Source organism: Micromonospora sp. NPDC048871, assembly GCF_043198155.1.
Lineage (GTDB): Bacteria > Actinomycetota > Actinomycetes > Mycobacteriales > Micromonosporaceae > Micromonospora.
Map to the genome: position 1 here is coordinate 169,771 of NZ_JBICUM010000008.1, position 14,785 is coordinate 184,555.

General features: G+C 71.0%; 17 protein-coding genes. 7 read left to right on the forward strand and 10 right to left on the reverse strand.

Annotated features, from left to right (window positions below; all coding sequences use genetic code 11):
• Window positions 1–7: 7 nt before the first annotated feature.
• The 6 genes from ACGFIK_RS19470 to ACGFIK_RS19495 form a co-directional block, all read right to left on the reverse strand.
• Window positions 8–613, reverse strand: coding sequence for a response regulator transcription factor (locus ACGFIK_RS19470; RefSeq protein WP_327025569.1), 606 nt, complete (start codon window positions 611–613; stop codon window positions 8–10).
• 438 nt (window positions 614–1,051) lie between these two features.
• Window positions 1,052–2,002 (reverse strand): twin-arginine translocase subunit TatC, encoded by a 951-nt coding sequence (gene tatC, locus ACGFIK_RS19475; protein WP_327025568.1) that lies wholly within the window; start codon window positions 2,000–2,002, stop codon window positions 1,052–1,054.
• 18 nt (window positions 2,003–2,020) lie between these two features.
• Window positions 2,021–2,308 (reverse strand): Sec-independent protein translocase subunit TatA, encoded by a 288-nt coding sequence (tatA, locus tag ACGFIK_RS19480; protein WP_327025567.1) that lies wholly within the window; start codon window positions 2,306–2,308, stop codon window positions 2,021–2,023.
• Between the two features lie 222 nt (window positions 2,309–2,530).
• Window positions 2,531–2,779 (reverse strand): hypothetical protein, encoded by a 249-nt coding sequence (locus ACGFIK_RS19485; protein WP_327025566.1) that lies wholly within the window; start codon window positions 2,777–2,779, stop codon window positions 2,531–2,533.
• 9 nt (window positions 2,780–2,788) lie between these two features.
• Window positions 2,789–3,793, reverse strand: coding sequence for a YafY family protein (locus tag ACGFIK_RS19490; protein ID WP_327025565.1), 1,005 nt, complete (start codon window positions 3,791–3,793; stop codon window positions 2,789–2,791).
• A complete protein-coding gene (locus tag ACGFIK_RS19495; protein ID WP_327025564.1) occupies window positions 3,790–4,839 on the reverse strand; it encodes a WYL domain-containing protein in 1,050 nt (349 codons plus the stop codon). Before ACGFIK_RS19495 ends, ACGFIK_RS19490 begins: the two co-directional genes overlap by 4 nt.
• Window positions 4,840–5,056: 217 nt before the next feature.
• Between ACGFIK_RS19495 and ACGFIK_RS19500 the strand changes: the two genes are divergently transcribed.
• Complete coding sequence (locus ACGFIK_RS19500) at window positions 5,057–6,154, forward strand: DUF3866 family protein (RefSeq protein ID WP_393340516.1); 1,098 nt, start codon at window positions 5,057–5,059, stop codon at window positions 6,152–6,154.
• A gap of 74 nt (window positions 6,155–6,228) precedes the next feature.
• Here the strand turns inward: ACGFIK_RS19500 and ACGFIK_RS19505 are convergent, their stop codons facing one another.
• The 4 genes from ACGFIK_RS19505 to rfbA form a co-directional block, all read right to left on the reverse strand.
• On the reverse strand, window positions 6,229–6,414 hold the full coding sequence (locus ACGFIK_RS19505) for a hypothetical protein (protein WP_327025562.1): 186 nt from the start codon (window positions 6,412–6,414) through the stop codon (window positions 6,229–6,231).
• Window positions 6,415–6,467: 53 nt separating this feature from the next.
• Entirely contained in the window at window positions 6,468–7,826 is a 1,359-nt protein-coding gene (pafA, locus tag ACGFIK_RS19510) for a Pup--protein ligase (RefSeq protein WP_327025561.1), read from the reverse strand.
• 73 nt (window positions 7,827–7,899) lie between these two features.
• A complete protein-coding gene (gene rfbC, locus ACGFIK_RS19515) occupies window positions 7,900–8,514 on the reverse strand; it encodes a dTDP-4-dehydrorhamnose 3,5-epimerase (RefSeq protein ID WP_357532384.1) in 615 nt (204 codons plus the stop codon).
• Window positions 8,511–9,410, reverse strand: a complete 900-nt coding sequence (rfbA, locus tag ACGFIK_RS19520; RefSeq protein WP_327025559.1) for a glucose-1-phosphate thymidylyltransferase RfbA — start codon at window positions 9,408–9,410, stop codon at window positions 8,511–8,513. The genes rfbC and rfbA overlap by 4 nt, the downstream gene beginning before the upstream one ends.
• A gap of 88 nt (window positions 9,411–9,498) precedes the next feature.
• Here rfbA and rfbB point away from each other — a divergent pair, with 88 nt between their 5' ends.
• From rfbB to ACGFIK_RS19550, 6 genes are read left to right on the forward strand one after another with little or no spacing between them, the layout of a single operon-like run.
• Complete coding sequence (gene rfbB, locus ACGFIK_RS19525; protein ID WP_393340521.1) at window positions 9,499–10,500, forward strand: dTDP-glucose 4,6-dehydratase; 1,002 nt, start codon at window positions 9,499–9,501, stop codon at window positions 10,498–10,500.
• Window positions 10,497–11,381 (forward strand): dTDP-4-dehydrorhamnose reductase, encoded by an 885-nt coding sequence (gene rfbD, locus ACGFIK_RS19530; RefSeq protein WP_327025557.1) that lies wholly within the window; start codon window positions 10,497–10,499, stop codon window positions 11,379–11,381. Before rfbB ends, rfbD begins: the two co-directional genes overlap by 4 nt.
• Window positions 11,378–11,758: a DUF2304 domain-containing protein gene (locus ACGFIK_RS19535; protein WP_327025556.1), complete on the forward strand. Its 381-nt coding sequence runs from the start codon at window positions 11,378–11,380 to the stop codon at window positions 11,756–11,758. Before rfbD ends, ACGFIK_RS19535 begins: the two co-directional genes overlap by 4 nt.
• Window positions 11,751–12,452 (forward strand): glycosyltransferase family 2 protein, encoded by a 702-nt coding sequence (locus tag ACGFIK_RS19540; protein WP_327025555.1) that lies wholly within the window; start codon window positions 11,751–11,753, stop codon window positions 12,450–12,452. Before ACGFIK_RS19535 ends, ACGFIK_RS19540 begins: the two co-directional genes overlap by 8 nt.
• Window positions 12,449–13,753: a polysaccharide biosynthesis protein gene (locus tag ACGFIK_RS19545; protein WP_393340525.1), complete on the forward strand. Its 1,305-nt coding sequence runs from the start codon at window positions 12,449–12,451 to the stop codon at window positions 13,751–13,753. The genes ACGFIK_RS19540 and ACGFIK_RS19545 overlap by 4 nt, the downstream gene beginning before the upstream one ends.
• Window positions 13,750–14,775, forward strand: a complete 1,026-nt coding sequence (locus ACGFIK_RS19550; RefSeq protein ID WP_393340527.1) for a glycosyltransferase family 2 protein — start codon at window positions 13,750–13,752, stop codon at window positions 14,773–14,775. The genes ACGFIK_RS19545 and ACGFIK_RS19550 overlap by 4 nt, the downstream gene beginning before the upstream one ends.
• Window positions 14,776–14,785: the final 10 nt, after the last annotated feature.

Here is a 14,785-nt window from a genome sequence, read left to right on the forward strand (position 1 = left end):
TTGTCGGCTAGATCCAACCGTGGCGGCGGGCATGCCACACCGCCTCCATCCGGTTGCGGGCACCCGTCTTGCGCATCACCGCCGACAGATGGTTGCGCACCGTGCCGTGCGCCAGGAAGAGTCGCCGGGCGATGTCCTTGAGCGGCAGCCCTTCGGCGGCCACCCGCAGCACCTCCGCCTCGCGGCGAGTCAGCGGACTGCCCGCTGGCCGCAGGGCCGTCACGGCGACCTCCGCGTCGATCACCCGCTCGCCGGTCGCGACCTCCCGCACCGCCCCGACCAGCGCCTCCACCGGAGCATCCATGCCGATCAGCCCATGTGCCCCGGCATCCAACAACTCCTCCACCACCTCCGGGCTCCACCGGCGGCCCATCGCCAGCACCGCGGCGTCGGGGGCGGCGCCCGCGATCTCGGCGACCACCTTGGCCGGCGGGGAGACCTCCGAAGCCAGGTCCACCAGTACGACGTCGGGTTGGTGCCGCCGCAGTACCTCGGGCAACTCCTCCACCCGGGCGACCTGGGCGATCACCTCGATCTCCTCCTCGCTCGACAATGCCACGCAGAGCGCACTGCGCAGCAGACTCATCTCCTCGGCGACGACGACGTGGATCAATGCTGACTCCCGATCTGTGGACGCGCGCTGCCGCCGTGGGAGTCCCATAGACGGGACTCCCGAGGCGGCAATGGTGGTGGGCCAGATCCTTCGCATGACACGGGCCGCGATCAGGCAGGAGGGCGCGCGCAGTCACGGTGACCGACCGCGCAACGGGCCCACCACGACACAGCCGGCGTACCGACCGTGCCACCCGTGCCCGCTCAGGTCAGGTGGGCCAGCGGCAGGACAACGTACGGCGCACGGGCAACGACCTTCCTGATGGGGTGCGACAACAAATCGTAAAGAAGTCATTACCCAGTTGTTGCACCTGGGAGACCCGGTGACGGATTACCGACTGCATCGCTGACAGGCGACACCCCGTGCGCTAAAGGCAGGGGTGGCGGACAACGCACCGGCGGTCCCTGCGGGCTGCCCCGCTACCGGGGCAGCCCGTCATCAGGTGACGTCGTCGTAGCGCCGTTCGATCGGCTTGGGTGCCACGATCGGCTCCGGCGGCTCGATCGGGCTGACCTGGTCCACCGGCCGTCCCGCCGACACCGGCTCCAGATCCACCTCCAGCGGGGAGGCCTCGTCGTCGTCGATGCCGGCGTAGACCTCCTTGCCGCGGCCCTTGCGCCGGTCGTTGAGGAAGGCCACCCCGACCGCGATGAAATAGAGCAGGCTCAGACAGAGGGCCAGCAGGGTCATGCCGAAGGGGCCCGGGTCGGGGGTGGCCACCGCCGCGAAGGCGAAGCAGATGAAGACCACCGCCCGCCACCAGCTCAGCAGGCGCTTGGCGCTGACCACCCCGGTGAAGTTGAGCATCAGCAGGGTCAGCGGGAACTCGAAGGCCACCCCGAACAGCAGGATCATGGTGGTGACGAAGCTGATGTAGCGGGTCACCTCCAGCTGCGAGTCCGTGCCGGTGACACCGGCCTCCAGCAGGAAGGCCAAACCCTTGTCGACCACGAAGTAGGCCAGCACCGCACCGGCGGCGAACAGCGGAGCCGCGATCGTGACGAAGACGTACGCCCACTTGCGCTCGTGCCGGTGCAGGCCGGGCGCGATGAACGCCCACAGTTGGAACAGCCAGACCGGCGCGCCGAGGATCAGACCGATCCAGAGCGCCAGCTTGAGCTTGAGGATGAAGCCGTCGGCGGGGGCGAGCATCAGGAACTGCTGACACTTACCGTCGACCATCATGCCGGGCAGCCGGCAGTACGGCTGGGCCAGGAGGTCGAACGCCGGCTGGGCCAGCGCGAAGCCGGCGATCAGCCCGACCACGATCGCCAGCGACGCCCGGAACAGTCGGGTACGCAGCTCACGAAAGTGCTCGATCAGGGTCATCGAGCCGTCGGCGGCCCGTTCGAACTTGCTCGGGCCACGCTTACGCAGGGCGAAGGCCACGGTGGTCGAGCCCCTCGCTCAGTTGTCGCGGACGCGCTGCACCGGGTCGACGACCGGCTGCTGCACCGTACCCTGGTACGGCTGCTGCTGCGGAGGCTGCGGCGTGAGCGGCTGGTAGCCGGCCTGCGCGTCGGCCTTGCCGGCCAGGTCGCGGTCGTCATCGTCAGCCAGGCTCTTGGTCTCGGCCTTGATGATGCGCAGCGAACGACCCAGGGAACGCGCCGCGTCCGGAAGCCGCTTCGCGCCGAAGAGCAGGATCATCACGACCACGAGTACGGCGATGTGCCAGGGCCTGAGGGCACCCATGTGAAGCTCCAGTCGCTTGTGTCAAATGGGGGTGGTTCCGCAGCCCATCGTACGTGTGACGCGGGCTGTTGCCACCCACCGGGAGGTGGTGGATCGGTCCGGCGGGTGAAGTCTCGGCCACCTGCGAGTATTCCGTCAACCAGACGACTGGATCTTCGTGCCCGAACCGGTTCTCATCCGCCTCCGACCGGTGCCGGAGCCCGACGGCCGGGGGTGGTCGTTTCAGTCGCCTCGGCGGGCCCGGATCAGGGTCATCCGCTGCTGGGTCGTCTCCAGCCGGCTCTGCAACCCCTCGGCCTGCTGCTGGAGGTTCTCCGCGGCGGCCTGCAGGACCATCGCCTCGTCGGCCCGCTGCCGTAGCCGCAGCGCAGCCCGGCGCAGCTGCGGCAACCGGCCGAGCAGGGGACGGACCGCCAGCACCAGGACGATCAACGGCACCAGCACCAGCGCGAGCAGGATCCACTTCAGCACGGCGTCAGCCTACTGCCCGGACCCCGTCGCCGCCGGGTGCAGGCCGGGCAGCACCGGTGTCGCGTACGCCTCCAGGGCCGCCACGGCGCAGTCCCGTACCTGCTCGGCCAGCTCGGCCGGGGCCAGCACGGTGACCTCCGGACCCAGACCGAGCACGAAGCGCCGGGCCCAGCCGAGATCGGTGACCCGCAGCGAGACCACCCACCGCTCACCGTCGGACTCGACCCGCTCACACGGGTAGTACTCCGTGATCCACCGGTCCCTCCGGCCGATCCGCAGGGTGATCAGCGGTAGCTCCGGTGAGGGGCGGAACAGTCCCCCGCTGAGATCCTGGGGGCGGGCCTGCGGCGGCACCACGGCCGGCTCCTCCAGCTCGGTTACCGCGTCGATCCGGTCGGCCCGGAACAGCCGTACCGCCTCGGCCCTCCGGCACCACGCCTCGACGTACGCCCGACCGCCGAACATCAGCATCCGCAGGGGGTCGATCACCCGCTCGGTCGTCTCGTCACGCGCCCGGGTGTAGTAGGTGATCCGCAGCGCACGCCCCCCGGCCACCGCGGCCCGCAACTGCTCGACCCGCGGCCCGTCACCGGGCAGCCGGACCTCCACCGGCGCCGCCACGAGGTCACCCCCGGCGTCCTCGATCTTCGCCAGGGCCCGCTCCACGGCTTCCCGGTTGGCCACCCCGGGGGTCTCGGCCAGCATCCGCAGCGCCACGACCAGGGCCAGGGCCTCGTCCGGGGTGAGCCGCAGCGGGCGGTCGATACCGGCGTCGTAGGTGATGGTCACCCGGTCACCGTCGAAGGCCATGTCGATCAGGTCACCCGGACCGTAACCCGGCAGGCCGCAGACCCAGAGCAGTTCCAGATCCTCACGCAACTGCCGCTCGGTCACCCCTAGATCCCCGGCCGCCTCGGCGATCTCGATGCCGGGCCGGGCCAGCAGGTACGGCACCAGGTTGAGCAGCCGGGCCAACCGGTCGGCGGAGGTACGGGTGCCGGCCTTCGCGCTCATCGCGCCCGCCTTCCGTTCGGGACTGCCGGGCTCACAAGCTCACTCCTCGTGTTCGGCGGGCCGACCGCCGGGGAGTCGTCGTGGTGGGCGGCGATCTCCTTGAGCCGCTGGATGACCGCCTCGCGTACCTCGGGTGGGTCAAGCACCCGCACCTCGGGCCCGTAGCCGACGAGGTGACTGGCGAACAGGTCCATGTCGCTGTACGGCAGGACCAGCCGGTCCGCCTCCGGCCCGGAGGTCACCTCGACCGCCACCCGGCGCAGCCCGGCCGCCCGCCCGGGGGTGACCAGGACGGTGGCCCGGCCGGTGTGCTCGGTCGGGCCGGACCAGTTGGCCACGTGGCTGATCAGGTCGACACCGGGCGGCGGCTGGTAGGCGCCGGGCACCCCGGTGACCCGGACCGTGCCGACCACCCGGGACAACCGGAAACAGCGGGTGGCGTCCCGATCCAGATCGTGGCCGACCACGTACCAGCGTCCGCGCCAGCAGACCACCCCCCACGGCTGGAGTCGACGGTGGTCGGGGGCGTCCCGGTCCGGTACCCGGTAGTCGAAGCGGACCTCGCGGCGATCCCGGGCGGCGGCGGTCAACGGCGCGAAGGCCGGATCGACATTGACCATCGGCTCCAACCCGAGGGTGGCGTGGGGGTCCACGTCCACACCGGCGGCGCGGAGCTTCGCCAGGCCGGAGGAGGCGGCGGCGGCCAGTCCCGCGTGCTGCCACAACCGGGCGGCGATGCCCACCGCGGCGGCCTCGTCCGGCTCGAGGGGAATCTCCGGGAGGGCGTACTCCCGGCGGGCGATCCGATACCCGGGTTCGGTGTCGAAGGCGCTGGCCGTGCCGGTCTCCAGCGGCACGCCCAACTCCCGCAACTCGGCCTTGTCCCGCTCGAACTTGCGCTGGAAGGCCTCGTGCTCGCGGGCATCGTCCGGATCGTGCTCATAACCGGGCACGGTCGCGGCGATCTGCGCGGCGGTCAGGAACCGCCGCGTAGACAGCAGACAGATCACCAGGTTGACCAGGCGTTCGGTGCGGCTGCGCGACACCCCGTAGACGCTAGCAGCCGACCCCCCGAACACATGTACCCACGCCGACATGCCGCCCCACCCCACCATCCCACCTCGCCGATCTTGCACTTTCGGTCGCCCGATCGCCCTATTTGAGGGCTTTGCCCGGACAAAAAGTGCAAGATCGGCGAGGGCTGGGGTAGGGCGCGAGGGGGCGGGGTGAGGGTGGGGGTGGGGTGGGGTTAGCGTGCGGGGCATGGTGCGGTGGCGGGTGGGGACGGTGGCGGGGGTACGGCGGCGGTGGGTGGGGGCCGTGGAGTTGGACGTCACCCTTCTCGACGGGGGCTCGATGCGGGCGTTGGCTTACCCGGAACTGGTGGGGATGCCGGAGGCCGGTGATCGGGTGCTGCTGAACGCCGGGGCGCTGCTGATGGGGCTGGGCACCGGCGGGTACGCCCTGGTCGTGGCGCTGCCGGACCGGCTGCCGCCGGATCCGCCGGAGGCGGTCGACAGCCGCGACGCCGGTCACCTGGTCAAGGCCCGCTACACCCCGCTGCAACCGATCCTGCTCGGGGTCGATGAGGAGGCCTCACCCCACCACGAGGTGCTGGCCGCCGCCGAGGACCTGGCCGGGCTGCCGGTGGTGACCGCCGACCTGCACTCGGCACTGCCGGCCATCCTCGCCGGCATCCGCGCGGACGCTCCGCAGGCCCGGGTCGCGTACCTGCTCACCGATGGTGGGGCGCTGCCCGCCTGGTTCTCCCGTACGCTCTCCGCGCTGCGCGAGGAAATGGTCGGCACCATCAGTGTCGGGCAGGCCTTCGGCGGCGACCTGGAGGCCTCGACCCTGCACAGCGGTCTGCTGGCCGCCCGGCATGTGCTGCACGCCGACGTGGCCGTGGTGGCGCAGGGCCCGGGCAACCTCGGCACCGGCACCCGGTGGGGCTTCTCCGGTGTGGCCGTGGGTGAGGCGGTCAACGCGATCGCCACCCTGGGCGGCCGACCGGTCGGCTCGTTGCGGATCTCCGACGCCGACCCCCGGGCACGGCACCGTGGGGTGTCACATCACAGTCTGACCGCGTACGGCCGGGTGGCGCTGGCCCGCGCGGAGCTGGTGGTGCCCGACGGCCTGGACCCGGCCCTGGCCGCCGAGGTCGATGCCGCGCTGGCCCCGCTCGCCGACCGGCACACCGTGCTGCGGGTGGACACCACCGGGCTGGACGCGGCACTACGGGGCAGTCCGGTGCCCCTGTCGACGATGGGCCGCGGGCTGGACGCCGATCACGCTTACTTCCTGGCCGCCGCCGCCGCTGGCCGACACGCCGCCCGCCTGCTCGGCACCGCTGCGGCCTGAGCCGACCCGGGGTACGCGTTAAAAGGGGGCCCCTGCTCTACCGCAAGCGTTAATAAGGGGCCCTTCCTTACACCTCAGGCGAAGACGACCAGGGCCAGCCAGCCGCCGACCATCAGGGCCAGGGCCAACGCCAGCACCCAGGTGGGCACGGTGTACTCGCCTCGGCGGTTGCGCTCGATCTCGGCGCGGACCTTGTCGCGGCGGCGTTCCAGAAAGCTCTGCCGCTCGGCGCCCGGGGTGGAAGGTTCGGAAGGAAGCATGGTCCGACCAGCCTACCGGGCCCGCCCGAGGCGGACGGGCCCGGTGCAGCCGGTCACATGCTGGCGATCAACCGCTCCACCCGCTCGTCGTACGCCCGGAAGGGGTCCTTGCAGAGCACGGTGCGTTGCGCCTGGTCGTTGAGCTTCAGGTGCACCCAGTCGACCGTGAAGTCGCGCCGCTTCTCCTGGGCGTTGCGGATGAACTCCCCGCGCAGCCGGGCCCGGGTGGTCTGCGGCGGGGTCTCCTTGGCCTCGAAGATCTCCGGATCGGTGGCCACCCGATCCACCTCCCCACGCCGTTCCAGCAGGGCGTAGAGCCCCCGACCCCGGCGCAGGTCGTGGTAGGCGAGATCCATCTGGGCCACCCGGGGGTGCGACAACGGCAGGTCGTGCTTGCGCTGGTAGCGCTCGATCAACCGCAGCTTGGTCACCCAGTCGATCTCCCGGGAGACCGGTTCCAGGTCACCGGTCTCCACCGCCCGCAGCACCCGGCCCCACAACTCGACCACCCGCTTGGCGGTCTGGTCGCCGCCCCGACGCTCGACGAACTCGGTCGCCTTGGCCAGGTACTCCTGCTGGATCTCCAGGGCGCTGACCTCCTTGCCGGAGGCCAGCCGCACCTTGCGGCGACCGGTGATGTCGTGCGACACCTCCCGGATGGCCCGGATCGGGTTCTCCAGGGTGAGGTCCCGCATCACCACCCCGGCCTCGATCATCCGCAGCACGATGTCGGCGCTGCCGACCTTCAGCAGGGTGGTGACCTCGTTCATGTTGGAGTCGCCGACGATGACGTGCAGCCGGCGGTACCGCTCGGCGTCCGCGTGCGGCTCGTCCCGGGTGTTGATGATCGGACGGCTGCGGGTGGTGGCCGAGGAGACCCCCTCCCAGATGTGCTCGGCCCGCTGGGACAGGCAGTAGACCGCGCCCCGGGGGGTCTGCAACACCTTCCCCGCGCCACAGATCAACTGCCGGGTGACCAGGAACGGGATCAACACGTCGGCCAGTCGGCCGAACTCCCCGTGCCGGGAGACCAGGTAGTTCTCGTGGCAGCCGTACGAGTTGCCGGCCGAGTCGGTGTTGTTCTTGAACAGGTAGATCTCGCCCGCGATGCCCTCGTCGTGCAGCCGCTTCTCCGCGTCGATGAGCAGCCCTTCCAGGATGCGCTCACCGGCCCGGTCGTGGGCCACCAGGTCGATCACCGAGTCGCACTCCGGGGTGGCGTACTCCGGGTGCGAGCCGACGTCCAGGTAGAGCCGAGCGCCGTTACGCAGGAAGACGTTGCTCGACCGGCCCCAGGACACGACCCGGCGGAAGAGGTACCGGGCTACTTCGTCGGGAGACAGCCTGCGCTGTCCGCGGTAGGTGCAGGTGACGCCGTACTCGGTCTCCAGACCGAAGATTCGCCGTTCCATGATGAGACATTAGCCGTACGGAGCCCCGATTCGTCACTGTCGTGACACCTCTGCTGTACCGGGCCGTGACCGGTCACCGTCCGCCCGGTGCCTCCAGGGCCAGGCCGGCGGCCTGACGTCGGCAGGTTTCGTAGTCCGGCAGCAGCCCCATCTCCCGCGCCTGGGCCAGGGTCGGGGCGGCGGCGTCGCGGGCGGACAGCAGCGGGGTCCCGGTCGGCCACTCGATGCCCAACTCCTCGTCCAGGGGGTTCACCGCCCGGTCGGTCGAGGGGTCGTAGGTCGTCGTGCAGAGGTAGTTCAGGGTGGCGTCGTCGGTCAGGGCGCAGAAGCCGTGGCCGAGCCCCTCCGGCACGTACACCGCCCGCCGGTCCACGTCGTCCAGGCGCAGGGTCTCCCACTGGCCGAAGGTGGGCGAGCCGACCCGGATGTCCACCACCACGTCCAGCACCGCGCCGCGTACGCAGGTCACGTACTTGGCCTGCCCGGGGGGCACGTCGGAGAAGTGGATGCCGCGCACCACGTCGCGGGCGGAGACGGAGAGGTTGCTCTGGGCCAGGTGCAACGGCCGCCCGATCGCCTCGGCCAGCCGGTCGGCGCGGTACCACTCCAGGAACAGCCCACGGGAGTCGCCGTGCTGCTGCGGCGTGATCTCCCAGGCGCCCTCGATGCCCAACGGGCGTAGTTTCACCGGACCTCCCCCGGGTTGATCAGTTCGTATCGCTCGCCGTTGAGCAGGCCGAGCAGGTAGTCACCGTAGCCGCTGCTGGTCAACGGCTCGGCCAGGGCACGCAGTTGGTCGTCGTCGATCAGCCCGGCCCGCCAGGCGACCTCCTCGACGCAGCCGATCTTCATGCCCTGCCGTTCCTCGATCACCCGGACGAACTCGGCGGCCTGCATCAACGAGGTGAAGGTGCCGGTGTCCAGCCAGGCGGTGCCCCGGTCCAGGACGGTCACGGACAGTTCACCCCACTGGCGGTACGCCTCGTTGACCGCGGTGATCTCCAACTCGCCCCGGCTGCTGGGGGTGAGGCCACGGGCGATCTCCACCACCCGGTTGTCGTAGAAGTACAGACCGGGTACGGCGTACCGGGATCTGGGTTTCTCCGGTTTCTCCTCGATCGACAACACTCGGCCGTCCGGGTCGAAGTGCACCACCCCGTACGCCTGCGGGTTGGCCACCGGGTAGGCGAAGATCCGGCCACCGACCGGGTCACCGGCGGCGGACAACTGTCGGCCCAGGCCGACCCCGTGGAAGATGTTGTCCCCCAGGATCAGCGCCACTCCCTGGTCGCCGATGAAGTCCGCACCCAGCACGAAGGCCTGGGCGATCCCCTCCGGCCTGGGCTGGGCCAGGTACTCCAGTCGCAGCCCGAACTGGCTGCCGTCGCCGAGCAGACGCTGGAACTGGTGCTGCTCCTGGGGCGTGGTGATCACCAGGATCTCGCGTACCCCGGCCATCACCAGGGTCGACAGCGGGTAGTAGATCATCGGCTTGTCGAACACCGGCATCAGCTGTTTCGACACCGCCCGGGTGATCGGCCACAGCCGGGATCCGGTGCCACCGGCAAGCAGAATTCCACGCACCGGGCGGAGCCTACCGGTAGGTCACCGACCCGGCCACGCGAGCGCCACGACGGTCGAACGGGGATGTTTCGCGTAAACTTCCGGACCCGTGAGGATCCTGGTCACCGGCGGCGCCGGCTTCATCGGTTCGGAGTACGTGCGCATGCTGCTGGGCATGCCCGGGGGAAGCGCCGAGGGGGTGCCGGAGGCGGAGCCGTCCCGGGTCACCGTGCTCGACGCATTGACCTACTCGGGTAATCGGGCCAACCTGGCGCCGGTGGCCGAGGATCCGCGACTGCACTTCGTCGAAGGTGACATCCGTCACTTCGATGTGGTCGACCGGGTCGTCGCGGGACAAGACGTGATCGTGCATTTCGCCGCCGAGTCGCATGTCGACCGTTCGATCTCCGGCGCCGAGCCGTTCGTCACCACCAATGTGCTGGGTACGCAGACGCTGCTCGACGCCGCCCTGCGGCACGGGGTCCGACGGTTCGTGCACGTCTCCACCGACGAGGTGTACGGCTCGATCGCCGAGGGCTCGTGGACCGAGGGCTGGCCGTTGGCGCCGAACTCGCCGTACTCGGCCTCCAAGGCCGGGTCCGACCTGCTGGCCCTGGCCTACCACCGCACCCACGGCCTGGACGTGGTGGTGACCCGCTGCTCCAACAACTACGGCCCGTACCAGTTCCCGGAGAAGGTCATCCCGCTGTTCGTGACCAACCTGCTCGACGGCCGGTCCGTGCCGCTGTACGGCGACGGCGGCAACGTGCGGGACTGGCTGCACGTGCACGACCACTGCCGGGGGGTGGCGATGGTCCAGCACCACGGGCAGGCCGGCGAGGTCTACCACATCGGCGGCGGCACCGAGTTGACCAACAAGGAGTTGACCGGCCGGCTCCTGCAGGCCTGCGGCGCCGACTGGGACCGGGTCACCCCGGTGGCCGACCGCAAGGGCCACGACCGCCGCTACTCGCTGGACATCACCAAAATCAGCAATGAGCTGGGGTACGCCCCCACCGTCAGCCTGGACGAGGGCCTCGCCGCTACGGTGGCCTGGTACCGGGACAACCGTTCCTGGTGGGAGCCCCTGCGCAAGGCACCGAAGGCATGAGAATCCTGGTCACCGGTGCTGGTGGGATGCTCGGGCGAGACATCGTCGAGGTCCTGACCGGGCATCCCGAGCACACGGTGACCGCCGTCACCCGCACCCAGCTGGACCTCACCGACGCCGCTGCCGTGAATGACACCGTGGCCGGTCACGATGTGGTGCTCAACGCCGCGGGCTGGACCGACGTCGACCGTGCCGAGCAGGAGGAAGCGGCGGCGACTGCGGTCAACGGCACCGCCGTGACCCAGTTGGCCAGCGCCTGCGCCACCCACCACGCGCACCTGCTGCACATCTCCACCGACTACGTCTTCGCCGGGGACGCCGACACCCCCTACCGCGAGGACTCGCCCACCGCCCCGGTCAACGCGTACGGGCGCAGCAAGCTCGTCGGCGAGCAGGCGGTGCGTCGACTGCTGCCCGACACCGGCCATGTGGTGCGTACCGCCTGGTTGTACGGGGCGCACGGACGCAACTTCGTCACCACCATGATCGACCTGGCCGACCAGCGGGAGTTCCTGAACGTCGTCGACGACCAGCGGGGCCAACCCACCTGGTCGTACGCCCTGGCGAGGCAACTGGTGGCGCTCGCCGAGGCAGCCCGGTCCGGTCGGGCCCCAGCCGGCATCTGGCACGGCACCTGCTCCGGACAGACCACCTGGTACGGGCTGGCCCGGGCGGTGTTCGCGCTACGCGGGCTGGACCCCGACCGGGTCCGACCCACGACCAGCAGTCGGTTTCCGCGTCCGGCAACGCGACCGGCGTACAGTGTGCTAGGGCACGGCCGTTGGGCTGAGGCCGGCCTGTCACCCCTGCCGAACTGGCACACCACGCTGGTCGAGGCCTTCACCTCAGCCGCTCCACCCTCCCCGTGGAAGGTCGCATGAAGCTCACCCTGGTCACCGGCCTCACCGGACTCGTCCTGCTGGGCACGATCGTCGAGCTGCTGCGTCGGCGGCAGTTGCGGGAGAAATACGGCATGCTCTGGCTGGGGCTGCTGTTCGTGGTGATCCCGCTGTCGCTGTTCCCGAGGCTGCTGGACGGGGTGGCCGACCTGCTCGGCGTCGCCTCCGGGGTCAGTCTGGTGCTCTTCCTCGGCATCGTCTTCCTGCTGCTGGTCTGCATCCACCTCAGCTGGGAGGTGAGCGCCCTGGAGGAGGAGACCCGGACCCTGGCCGAGGAGTTCGCCCTGCTGCGCGCCGAGGTCGAAGCCGACCGGGCGGAACGGGCGCAGCGGCAGGAACTGGTGAGCCGCGATGGTTAACGGCAAACGGTTACTCGTCATCATCCCGGCCCTCAACGAGGCCGGTTCGATCGCCGACGTGGTCCGCGAGATCCGGGGCGAACTACCCGGGGTGGACGTGCTGGTCGTCGACGACGGTTCGGCGGACCGTACGGCCGCCGTCGCCATGGCCGCCGGTGCCCGGGTGGCCCGGCTGCCGTACAACCTCGGGGTCGGGGGTGCGATGCGGCTGGGCTACCGCTACGCCCACGATCACGGCTACGACGTAGCGGTGCAGATCGACGCCGACGGGCAGCACGACCCCCGGTACGTGCCGAAGCTGGTCGACCTGCTCGACGACTACGACCTGGTCATCGGGGCCCGGTTCGCCGGTGAGGGCGACTACTTCGTGCGCGGGCCCCGCCGCTGGGCGATGGGCATGCTGTCACTGGTCCTCTCCGGCCTGGCCGGCACCACCCTGACGGACACCACCTCCGGATTCCGGGCCGCCAACCGACGCATGATCGAGATGTTCGCCCGGTGGTACCCGGCGGAGTACCTCGGCGACACGGTCGAGACCCTGGTGCACGCCGCCCGGCGCGGCTACCGCATCCAGCAGGTCCCGGTGGCGATGCGCCGGCGAATGGCCGGCACCCCCAGCCACTCCCCCGCCAAGGCGATGATCTACCTGGGGCGGGCCCTGGCCGTGCTCACCCTGGCACTCATCCGCCGGTGATCCGCCGACTGCTGCGCCTCGTCCCACCCGGCACCCTTCCCGTCGGGGCCGGGCTGGCCCTGGTGGGCCTGGCCTCGTACGTGCACCTGGCCGTCGCCGGGCACACCCTCACCCCGGGTGACTACTCCTCGCTGTCCGTGCTGTGGTCGATCGTCTTCACGGTCGGCATCGGGGTGTTCCTGCCGGTCGAGCAGGAGGTGGCCCGGCTGGTCTCCGCCCGCCGCACCCGGGGCCTGCCACCGGGGCCGGTGCTGGCCCGGGGGGCCACCGTCGCCGCCGCCGTGCTGGCCCTGCTCCTGCTGGCCGTCACCGCCGCCACGGACACCCTCGCCGACCGCCTCTTCGACGGCGACCGGGCCATGGTGGCCACCCTGTCCGGGGCTCTGGTCGCCCTGGCGCTGGCCCACACCACCCGGGGGGTCCTCTCCGGGCTGGGACAGTTCCACTGGTACGGCAGCCAACTCGGGCTCGACGGCGGGCTGCGCATCGCCGGGGTCGCCGCGCTGGCCATGGCCGGGGTCGACTCCCCGGTCGCGTACGCCCTGGTGCTGGTCGCCGCGCCGCTGCTGGCGGTCGCCCTGACCGCCCCGCCGGTGACCCGCGCCCTCGGCGGCGGCACCCCGTTGCCCTGGCCACCGCTGCTGCGCGGCCTGGCCCTGCTCACCGCCTCCAGCCTGTTGTCGCAGGTCGTGGTCAACGTCGGCGTGATCAACGTACGGTTGCTGGCCCCGGCCGACACCGCCACCGCCGGTGCCCTGCTGTCGGCGCTGGTGCTGGTCCGCATCCCGCTGTTCGTCTTCGGCTCGATGCAGGCCGCCCTGCTGCCCGGCCTGTCCACCGCCGCCGCCACCGGCGACGCGGCAGCCTTCGGCACCCTGCTGCGTCGGGCCCTGGCGATCGTCACCGCCCTGGGGGTCGGCGGCGGCCTGCTGACCCTGCTGCTCGGGCCGTGGCTCGTGCAGGCCCTGTTCGACGCGCCGGAGATCCTCGGCCACGGCGACTTCGCCTGGCTGGCCCTGGCCACCCTGGCCTACCTGTGGGCCATGGTGCTCGGCCAGGCCCTGCTGGCCCGCGACCGGCACCGGGCGCAGGCGCTGGCCTGGACCCTCGGGGTGGTCGCGCTGGTCGCCGCGACCCTGGCCCCCCTGCCGGTGGCCCTGCGGGTCGAACTCGGCTACACCGTGGGCTCGCTGGTGGTCGCCGCAGTCATGGTCGCCCTGCTGCGGCGCCGTCGTGAGTCCCGACCCCACCCACCTGTCGCGGTGCCACTGTCCGCGACCACCCCCGGAGGTACGCGATGAACCCGGCCCGTGTGACCGTGGTGATGCTCGCCTACGGCGCCGAACCCTGGCTGGTCGACGCCGCTCAGGCGGTACTGGCCAGCACCGGCGTCGAGGTGGAGTTGGTGCTGGTCGACAACGGCTGCACCAGCGACGGCATCGACGTGGTCAAAGGGCTTCCCGGGGTACGGGTGATCCGCCCGGAGAGCAACACCGGCTTCTCCGGCGGCTGCAACCTGGGTGCCGCCGAGGCCAGCGGCGACTGGCTGGCCTTCGTCAACTCCGACGCGGTGGTCGCCCCGGACGCCCTGGCCAAGGTCACCGCGGTGGCCGCCGAGCCCGGTGTCGGCGCCGCGATGGCCTCCATCCGGCTCGCCGACACCCCTGAACTGATCAACACCTCCGGCAACCCGTTGCACTTCACCGGCCTGTCCTGGGCCGGCGGCAACGGCGAACCGGCGAGCGCCCACGCCCGCCGCACGGTCGTACCCTCCCTCAGCGGCTGCTGCTTCGTGATCAGCCGGCAGCGCTGGGAGGAACTGGGCGGCTTCGCCACGGAATACTTCGCCTATCACGAGGACACCGAACTCAGCCTCCGGTTGTGGCAACGCGGCCTGCGCCTGGAGTACGTGCCCGACGCGGTGGTCCGCCACCACTACGAGTTCTCCCGCAACGACCTCAAGCTGTACCTGGTCGAACGCAACCGGCTGATCACCCTGCTCACCGCCTACCAGGGACGGACCCTGGCCCTGCTGGCACCGATGCTGCTGCTCACCGAGGCCGCCATGCTGGCCGCCGCCCTGGCCGGTGGCTGGGGCCGCCAGAAGGTACGCGGCTGGTCCTGGCTGTGGCAGCACCGTGACTGGGTACGCCGGCGCCGCCAACGCCTACAGTCCGAACGCACCGTAGGCGACGGGGTGCTCGCTCACCTGATAACCGCCCGGGTAGCGCCCTCGAACGTGGACGCACCCCCCGGGATGGGCGTCTTCAACGCCGTTGCCGCCGCCTGGTGGGCCCTGGTCCGTCCCCTCCTGGCCCGCTGACCTCCCAGGC